Annotated in this window: 7 protein-coding genes; 2 read left to right on the top strand and 5 right to left on the bottom strand. The window is 39.8% G+C overall.

What is annotated here, in order from left to right; all coding sequences use genetic code 11:
* Positions 1–170 precede the first annotated feature (170 nt).
* The 3 genes from EHS11_RS03670 to EHS11_RS03660 all read right to left on the bottom strand — a co-directional run bounded on the left by EHS11_RS03670 (position 171) and on the right by EHS11_RS03660 (position 4372).
* Positions 171–1916 (bottom strand): YfhO family protein, encoded by a 1746-nt coding sequence (locus tag EHS11_RS03670; protein WP_135763062.1) that lies wholly within the window; start codon positions 1914–1916, stop codon positions 171–173.
* Positions 1917–2288: 372 nt separating this feature from the next.
* The gene (locus tag EHS11_RS20455; protein WP_425460536.1) at positions 2289–2489 is read right to left on the bottom strand and encodes a CDGSH iron-sulfur domain-containing protein; all 201 of its coding nucleotides are present in this window, start codon (positions 2487–2489) and stop codon (positions 2289–2291) included.
* Between the two features lie 77 nt (positions 2490–2566).
* Positions 2567–4372, bottom strand: coding sequence for a PAS domain-containing sensor histidine kinase (locus EHS11_RS03660; protein WP_135763060.1), 1806 nt, complete (start codon positions 4370–4372; stop codon positions 2567–2569).
* A gap of 694 nt (positions 4373–5066) precedes the next feature.
* Between EHS11_RS03660 and EHS11_RS03655 the strand changes: the two genes are divergently transcribed.
* On the top strand, positions 5067–5171 hold the full coding sequence (locus EHS11_RS03655; protein ID WP_425460535.1) for a transposase: 105 nt from the start codon (positions 5067–5069) through the stop codon (positions 5169–5171).
* The gene (locus tag EHS11_RS03650; RefSeq protein WP_135763059.1) at positions 5128–5412 is read left to right on the top strand and encodes a helix-turn-helix domain-containing protein; all 285 of its coding nucleotides are present in this window, start codon (positions 5128–5130) and stop codon (positions 5410–5412) included. Before EHS11_RS03655 ends, EHS11_RS03650 begins: the two co-directional genes overlap by 44 nt.
* Before the next feature lie 19 nt (positions 5413–5431).
* On the opposite strand, the gene EHS11_RS03645 is transcribed toward EHS11_RS03650, so the two are convergent.
* Together EHS11_RS03645 and EHS11_RS03640 are read right to left on the bottom strand one after the other, a co-directional pair.
* The gene (locus tag EHS11_RS03645) at positions 5432–6175 is read right to left on the bottom strand and encodes a ceramidase domain-containing protein (RefSeq protein WP_210413618.1); all 744 of its coding nucleotides are present in this window, start codon (positions 6173–6175) and stop codon (positions 5432–5434) included.
* Positions 6176–6224: 49 nt separating this feature from the next.
* Positions 6225–8801: a TonB-dependent receptor plug domain-containing protein gene (locus tag EHS11_RS03640; protein WP_135763057.1), complete on the bottom strand. Its 2577-nt coding sequence runs from the start codon at positions 8799–8801 to the stop codon at positions 6225–6227.
* Positions 8802–8893: the final 92 nt, after the last annotated feature.

Here is an 8893-nt window from a genome sequence, read left to right as displayed (position 1 = left end):
GGAAATCAATTACAGTGATTCATTCTTAAAACACGGAAATCATTTCTCGCGGTGACGTAGGCCAGGATGGCCGAAGTTTTTTCGTCGGAACAGGAGGTTCCGCGAAAAAGAGCGTGGAATGTTTTCCGTTTGATTGCAGCGGAGAGCGCGGTCGGGGAAAGAGGAAGGAGTTATTTACCGGATGCGTATCCGAAGCGCCCAGAGAAAGAATATAGAAGTCCTATTATCCCGAGAAAAGCACCTAATCGAAAGTAGTTGCTTATATAATAAAGTTCGATATTGTTTTCGCCTTTGCTAAGTTCGATCCCAATGAGGCCGTTTATATTTTTTATGGTGTGTTGAGATCGTGTTTTCCATTGGGGATTGTAATTTTGATTGATGATTAGAATATTTTTTTCGGGAAGATTTGTATGGAAATGGAGTTCTCCTGGCGACCAATGGGTTTGTTTTATTTCACCTGCATTGATAAGATAATACTCTCCTTGATAGTTTTTGTCTCCTACTGCAGGGAGGTTTTTGTTGCTTAGTAGATTTTCGTAAGAGTCTCTTGTCGATTTGTTATTGAAAATCCCGGAGAGTAGGGAAGAGTCCGCTCCATAGGAAGGGAATGTGGGATAGGTTTCGAAATTTTTCAATTTTTCGGATTTGATTATATCGGGATAGATGAATATACCTTTGAAATTTTTCGCATTTTTTTTACGAACGTCCGTATAGAGAAATATACTAAGAAAGCATAAAAAGATTGGTAAAGCTAACTTGAAATAATTTGATTTTTTAAAGATTTGTAAAGAAGTCAAAAGATCAATCAATCGGTTTAGATATGTTCCTGCTAAAATGGAAAATATAAATACAAAAACAATCCCCCATCTCGCATAACATCTGGTATTTGAAAATCCTGGAATTTGAGAGAGGAGATGCGCGGGAGAGAGAAAATGAAAATCCCCTAGCATCAGTAACAAACTTAAAATCAGAAGTATGAGAAAAGGGAAGTCTGCTTTTTTTGTGAAACCGAGTAGGGAGAAAAAAACTATCAAGGGCAAATAACCTATGTAGTTCCCATATTCCCACCATCTGTATTCCTGATTGGGAATAGGAAAAGCCAGAAAGGGATGTTGTGATGAGTTGGTAAATATATCGAGTATATTCCATACATTCAAGGACAAAGAATCCGCTTTATAGAAAGCTCCATATTGAAAAAAATAATCCATTTCCGGAAGCAATCGATAACTTGATAATAAAAAAGTTAAGATTAAAAATTTCCAAATATCGAAAGTTATGCTTCTGGTTTCTTTTGAGAAAAGATAATAAATTGAAAGAAGCGATAGAAACAGATTCGTATAGAGAAAGATATATATATTTCCTTCGAAGAGGAGTAAGGCCGCAGAGAATGAAGACAAAAAACAGTATATAGGCTTTTGTTCTTTGATAAATCGAATCAAAAACGCGATGATAAAAGGAAGTATGGGAGTGGAAAAGAATTGGCTATGTCCCGGAAATACATGTTGTGAATGCCATCCGCAAAACATAAAGAGTATCGAAGAAAAAAGAGCGGGAAATGGATGAAATTTTAGTACATTATGAAATAGGTAAATACAGCCTAACGAACCGACCAAATGATAGAATAGAATTGAAAATTTAAGTCCTATGATCGTACCGAAAAAGAAAGAGAATAGATTGGTGGGGGCTAAAAACTTCACTTGAGGATTTTCCAGAACAGGAACTCCTCCGCCGTAGTAAGGATTCCAAAAGGGAAATTCTTTAAAGTCTACGATAGGTTTTCTCGTGGACTCGAGATAGAAAAAATGTTGGTCCCAATCGAAGCCGCCTAGACTTGTATTCCACCATTCTTCGGTAAACAGGAAATTTAGATATCCTATCGTAAGCCCGATCATGATATAATACATTGAATACTTCATGAAGGTATACTTTTTACAACATACACACGTATGCCAAGCAAGATAAGATCTATTCGGGATTTTCGGAAAAGAAACGAATTTGTTAAAAGATAGATAAAAAACTATTCAATAGTTTCCCCAACGGACGAGCCCGGAAGGGGCGACCGGAGAAAATGAATATCCATCTAACAGATGAGATGTGGCCTATGAATAAAAGTGTAACCCATGAGAGTGATCTAGAGTGTTACCAATGTGCCTTTCTATACGAGGGCATAACTAATATTATGCGACATAATGTCGATTATGGGAAGTTCCATATTGCTTCACGTAATAATCTACTCGAAATCATGATCATTGCATCATCTAAGAATCTACTTCAAATCTACAGTTTCCTTATAATGATTTATGAGTGCCGTCGCAATAAGGCGGGCTCTTCGTTTGTTTGCATCCGCAAAGAAATATCTCTTCCGCTATTTGACATTTGAAGATAACCGGTTTCATCCCGGTATTTTCTCGGGAATGTGATCCGTCGCAGAAAGGTTGTGTTGAAGATGCTCCGCAACTGCACCATGCTTTTTTTTCACCTTCCTTCATAGAAATCATATAGGGACTTTTTTGGGCGATTTTCGGATAAGACATGATCGGCCTCTCTAGTTTAAAGTGTTCTGTAATTATACCGGAGAAAATGAATTGTAATTCATATTTTTAGGCAATGTGAAATAAAATGTCGAGCCAAGGCCTTCTTCGCTTTCGACCCGAATTCTACCTCCATGTTTGTCTATTAATTCTTTGCATAAGATAAGTCCTAGTCCTGTCCCTCGTTCTCCCATCGTTCCGGGAAGACTCGCCTGTTTTTCATCCAATTTAAAAAGTTTTGATGCAGTTCTTTTCGACATACCGATTCCATTGTCCGTGATACAGACTTCAGTGAACTCATGGAAATTTCTTGCTGTAATCGTTACGTTACCATCTTCTTTTGAATACTTGATTGAATTGCCTAAAATGTTGCGAACGATGGTTTGAAGCATCTTCTCGTCTGCAAATACCACTTCGTTCACTAATATTTTGTTTTCCAAGGTGACTTTTTTATTTTCCGCGATGGAAGCAAAAACTTGAAAGCATGAGGTAACGGTTGTGTATAAAGATTGAAGTCTTGGCTCGAAATTCAATCCGTCTTTTTGTGACCTGGCCCATGTTAGCAGGTTTTCCAAAAGAGATAGAACGTCCTTTGTGGATTCTTCCAAAAGAAGTAGCTCTTGTCTTGTTTTCTTCAGCGGTTGAATGTCCAGTTCTTCCAGTATCATTTTAATGAATGTATTCATTCCTCCGACGGGACCTTTAAGATCATGAGCAATGATGGACAAAAATTTATCTTTTGTGGAATTCAATTCTTTCAACTCGGAAAGGTATGTTTGGATTTCCTGTTCGACTTTCTTTCGTTTTTCTATGTTACGCGATACACCCAATACCTCAATCGAGCCGTCTTCTCCTTTTCTGAGACTTGTCACCGCTTCTATCCATATGATTCTACCGTCTTTGCAAGGTTGTTGAAATTCATCCAAATAGGGCAGAGAGACAAATCCGTCCGATTCGAATTTTTGAATCCTCTCCTGTAAAATATACTTAATTTTTTCCGCTGATTCTTTTGTGAGACCTATTTCGATAGGTTCTTTGATCGCTTCTTCTGCTGTAAATCCTCTCAGTTGATATACGGAGGGACTTATATAAGTAAGCATTTTTTTGTTTAGATTGTATACCCAGATGACATCGGAACTGTTTTCGGCAAGTAGTCTGTATTTTCTTTCGCTTTCGATTTGTTCGCTCATGAACCGATCGATACACATAAGTATGAATCCGAATGTCAATATAACGGACATTAGGTAAAATAATAAAAAGGTAATATCCTGGATTGTGCTTTTCCAGAATATACTTTCGTCAGGATTGATATCACCCGTTAAATAATAAATCGATCTAAAAATCAGGAAGAATCCGAGGATTGAAAAAAGAACTCCGGTGTATAAATTGCTTTTCCCCCGATGAGCTTGGCTCTTTAAAATCTCATAAGCACTGCCGAGTAGAGGGATACATCCGAATAAAGACACAAAAAAAACTTTATAACTTTGCGAAGAATCATTGATTACGAGCAACAGAAGAACAATCAGCTCTGAAAGTAATAGGAAAAAAGCGGTCTTCCATCTTGCCTTCTCTCTGAAAAAAACCACTATAATGTTGTAATAGTAGATAAGTGAAAATGTTAAGAGTAGGTTTCCCACAATAAAGGAAAGCTCATAGGGAAGAATTTTTCGGAGAACCCCGTAAACCAGCCATCCGGCGCATTGGATCAGAGTTGCAGAGGCCCAGCTTTTTACTTCCTTAAGCCTCCCCAGATGCCCTGTAGATGCAAAATAAAGGCCAAGGCCCATAAAAAAAGATCCGACCAAATTGATAAGCACTATGGTTTTTGGATCAATATTCATGGTTAGAATTATCAGACGAAAAAGCTGCGCCTTCTTTTAAAATTTATTGATAAAAGTTCGGGCAAATCCTCGGTAAAATCATAGTTAGAATAGAGACTGCCTGATTGGTAAATTATAATAAATTGTATAGGAAGCGGAGATTATGTCATTTGTCAATGTTAAACGAAGGATATTTTTCCGAAAGGTAAAATTTACATAATCCTAATCCTTTTTACCAATTATGATACTGAAAGAAAAACATCGCCTTTGATTTCAAAGGCGAAAGTTATTGTAGTTCCCGTTTGATTTGTTGCAGCCATTGGGTTTCCTCTTTTGTGAGGGTGAATCTAAAATTTATAGGAAAAACAAAAGAAAAGTCGTTAGTATCTCGGCAAAACTATGTGATCTGTAACTTTGGGCGCTTCAATCAAACGGAAAAACATTCCACGCTCTTTTTCGCGGAACCTCCTGTTCCGACGAAAAAACTTCGGCCATCCTGGCCTACGTCACCGCGAGAAATGATTTCCGTGTTTTAAGAATGAATCACTGTAATTGATTTTCGCTGCGATCGCTAGCGCAGGGGTTAATCGTTTTATCCAGTTTCGCCTAATGGAGGTTGTTCGATCATTTCTCTTGCCGGAGCAATCCGATTTGATGAATCCAGTGTAGTAATTGATTCCCCCTCTGCAACAACATCCCGGTTCACGTAATCACCTTGGTTCAGCGAAGAAGAAGATGGTCGCCCCGGGAAAAGGAAACGATCGTAAGAGAGACCTATGACCCAGGAAATTCTGTTTCCCTGGTTGCGAGAAAGTATTGAAAGGGCTAAAGCCAAAGCTAACAAAATTATATTTAGTATGAAACTTGCTGGTCTTAGAAAACAATCTGGTGTTAAACAAACTGAGACAGAAGGTTTCAGTCAGACTAGTATCTCAAGAATTGAAGGAAGAAAAGATATCAAATTATCTACACTCGTTGATTATGTTCATGCTTTAGGCATGGAAATAGAAATTAACGTTATTAATGAAAGCTTAGTATATACAAGCGCTTCCTTCGTATAACTATGCCTTACACTACGCTTCAGGATTCGACTTTCGCTCTTTCCGAAAGATAAAATCGATACAAATAATAACTGGCACTTGCACCTAATATATGCCATACGGCGTGGCCTTGCAGATAGGAACCCGAATCACATACGATTTTCTGCAAATCCAATACCCAAACCAGAAAAGCAAATCCCTGTAAAACAAGCGCGTAGACAATCCACTTCGAATCGGATTTTGATCGGGTAGAACCTACGATAAATCCGGGAATTAAGGAAGCCGAAAGAATCATCCCGAACAGATAACGCCTTAGAGAAGGATATGCATATAATAAGTAAGCAAGTATCAGATTAAACATCAGGTAACAGATTAAAAAAACAAACTTCGGATATTCCCGAACCCGATAGATATGAAATAATAAAATAAAAACGGCGAGCAAATTCATTCCGGTTACATCAAAGAACTGCCCGACAAAGGACAAAGAAGCATGAAAGAATACACTGCCGAGTCCTATCAGAATCAGAGAAAAACCGAATAAGCCGGAAAATAAAACGGATTGATTGAATCTACTTTCCCCATTTGGCTTTTGAAAGATACGAACCAGAATAACATAAAATCCCACAAAACAAAAGCTAAGTGAGGACCAGGTATTTGAAGGCTGCCGAACGGAAGTTCCGTTTGTGCTTTCGCAAAAACAATGATCCGGCATGCAAGATGCAGGTTCCCAGTCGGCCCATGAATATGATAACGGATTGAGAAAGAAATAAAGAGAGATCGTCAAAATCAATGAGAGGTTAATTGGGATATAACTTCTCATTGACTGACCTTATTTAGGAACCATTAGAGGGGGCGGCAGGAGGAGGAGTTTGAGGCTGCTCTTTAGGGACAGGGGGCTTGTCATTCTCCGAGATGGAGAACTTACCGTCTAAACCAAAATAGTAGAATCTCGGCCTTTGCGGATTATAAACCAGATCATATGAATCTAAAATATTATCCACACCTATAAACCACTGAAAATGTCCGAAGAACTTTTGCGAGATTCTTAAGTTTAAATTGGTATGCGGATTTACCATTCTTGCGCCGTAAGTAGGGTTTGTTGTACAATAGGATAAATTGTTTTCCGTGCAATAATCCGAAACATAACCCGGAATTGTACCAAGCGCCTTTTGCATGTTTGCTGCTGCCTGTGCTGCAATAGCGGTTTCTATACCGGCAAGCGAATCCGGTAGATCGGGATTACACCAAAAAGGATTTTTCACACAATAATAAGCCTGTTTTCCGAAGACTACCGCAAAGACGGACAATGACAAACCGCTTTTCCTTTCTTCGGCGCGGATATTGAAATTCCATCTATGAGGCCCTCTTCCTTCCAAAGGTAAGTTGGTCAATTCGTCTCTGGTTTCTGTATATGTATAACCTGTTCCGGCGGAAAGTTGATCCATGATTCTAAAATTGATCGAGGACTCGATACCTTGCGTACTCGCCTTTTGGTAGTTAGATGTTTGAAAGATTTGCAAACCGGACGGATCCCTCACCGGGTTGGTTCTAAATCCGATCAAATTATCCACATCATTATGAAATAAATTCGTGCTGTACCAGATTCGTTTTGTGATGTCCCATTCCCAACCGAAGTTGTAACTACGGGAAAGTTCCGGTTTTAAATTCGGATTTCCCGCGACTCTGTACCCCACACCTGGGTTAAGAAAATTAAAATATAAATCTTGGAAACTAGGTGCACGATAACCCAAACCGTTGGCGGCGCGGAATCTGAATTTGTCCGAAACATCATACCGGATGGCGAGTTTTGGGAGCATCTGCCCGCCGTAGATGGAGTCGTTATCATAACGGACTCCGGGAACAATTTGGATTCTGGGTTTGTCCGAGATTCTCCATTCATCCTGGATATAGAATGCGTTTCTGAAACGAGCCGCATTTCCATTCACAACCTGACCTTGCATAAAACCGGGAGCGAAATCATCAATACATAGATTCGGAAAGCTTCTCTTACAATCCGGTGAAATCCGTGCCGAAGAAATCCTGTCGTGTAATGTCTCCGCTCCGACGGATGTTATATGCGATTCCGAAAACTTGTAATCCATTCTTGATCGGAATTCTGCCACGGCGTTGTCCGTTCTTTGTTGGGTATCCAATTCATCGGATTTGCGTTGGTCCGTTGTATATAAATCTTGAAAACGGGAATAGTTTGCGTTTAGATTAAAATTGACTTTTTGCGTAAGCGCATAGTCCATGTTAAGCGCCCCCATAAAGTCATGGGTTTTGTTTCTTCTGTCGTAAACGGTTCTGGGGGGAGTCGCATCTACTGCGGACTGATCCAAATAACGGTAATAAAATTGTCCCGTGACCACCAAAGCATCTGTTACATGGTATACGGTTTTATTGGAAAGGTTCATGTCATTGAACGCGCTTCCTGAAGTGGATTCCAAAGGAGGGGTGTAGCCTGGAACTCTTGTTGCTAAAAAGTAAGCGGTGGTCGGTGCTGTGCCATAAGGATAAGGATTGTATCCTGATGCATTGGAAGCGATTCTACCGTTTCTCGGTCCCTGTGTGGCGTCTTTGGTAAGGTCATACCCTTCTCCTTTGTGCCAACCGACTGTAAAGATCGTTGAAATTTTTTCCTGTTTCACTCCGACGGATGCATAATTTCTGAATTCCATATAAGGGCCGTAATACTGCGGGCTTCCGGTTCCGCCTTGCGTTCTAAATTCTGCATAGAGAGGTTCTTTCGCTTCTTTGGTGATGATATTGATCACACCTGCGATCGCGTCTGACCCGTATAAGGCGGAAGATGCTCCTTTTACAATCTCTATCCTTTCTATATCTTCCGCTTTGAATCTTGTGAGGTCGATGGAACCGCTAAAGCGGCCTGTAGTCCTTTGCCCGTCAACAAGGATGAGCACACTTTGGGAAGAAAGGCCTTGCAATTGAACCGTTTGACCGCGTTCTCCTGCCGCTGCCGGTTTCACTTGAATTCCGGGAACATTTCCCAAGGTTTGGGAAAGATCTCTTGCTCCCATATCATCTATGTCTTTTCGGGTGATGACTTCCGTAGTGATGGTAGAATCTTTTAATAAATTTCTTCGTCTAGTGCCTGTTACTGTAATGATGCTGTTTCTATCAGTCTGATTGTTATCAGTGGGTTGAATGCCGGATTCACCGTGTTTGCCTGTGGTTTCCTCAGGTTGTTTTTCAGTTTCGGTATTGGTCACTGGCGGTGCGGGAGTTGTTGTATTCTCCGTCTGAGTTTGCGTTTCGGGCGTTGTGATGGGAACTGTGTCTTTTTCCTTTTTGGGCTTTGTTTTTTGGGAAAATAGATTTCTTTGGAAGAAACAAAGGATAAGAATGATGAGAAAAAAAGAGAAATTTTGGCCAAAGATATTTCTGTTCATTTTTAGACTACACTGGGGTGAGTGCTTGCGTTTGTTACCAAGGATTTAATCTGGAGGTTCTTTGTCAATGTCCAATTGAGTCTTAGTCTCAA

Origin of the sequence: Leptospira ilyithenensis, from assembly GCF_004771005.1 — a bacterium.
GTDB lineage: Bacteria > Spirochaetota > Leptospiria > Leptospirales > Leptospiraceae > Leptospira_A > Leptospira_A ilyithenensis.
Note: the sequence above shows the minus strand (reverse complement) of the source record. Positions and strands in the feature narration are given on the sequence as shown.

What these genes read in the sequence shown, in the direction of transcription:
- EHS11_RS03670 (WP_135763062.1), bottom strand. Translation starts at nt 1,916, where the DNA reads ATGAAGTATTCAATGTATTATATCATGATCGGGCTTACGATAGGATAT.
- EHS11_RS03660 (WP_135763060.1), bottom strand. Translation starts at nt 4,372, where the DNA reads ATGAATATTGATCCAAAAACCATAGTGCTTATCAATTTGGTCGGATCT.
- EHS11_RS03640 (WP_135763057.1), bottom strand. Translation starts at nt 8,801, where the DNA reads ATGAACAGAAATATCTTTGGCCAAAATTTCTCTTTTTTTCTCATCATT.
- EHS11_RS20455 (WP_425460536.1), bottom strand. Translation starts at nt 2,489, where the DNA reads ATGAAGGAAGGTGAAAAAAAAGCATGGTGCAGTTGCGGAGCATCTTCA.
- EHS11_RS03650 (WP_135763059.1), top strand. Translation starts at nt 5,128, where the DNA reads ATGACCCAGGAAATTCTGTTTCCCTGGTTGCGAGAAAGTATTGAAAGG.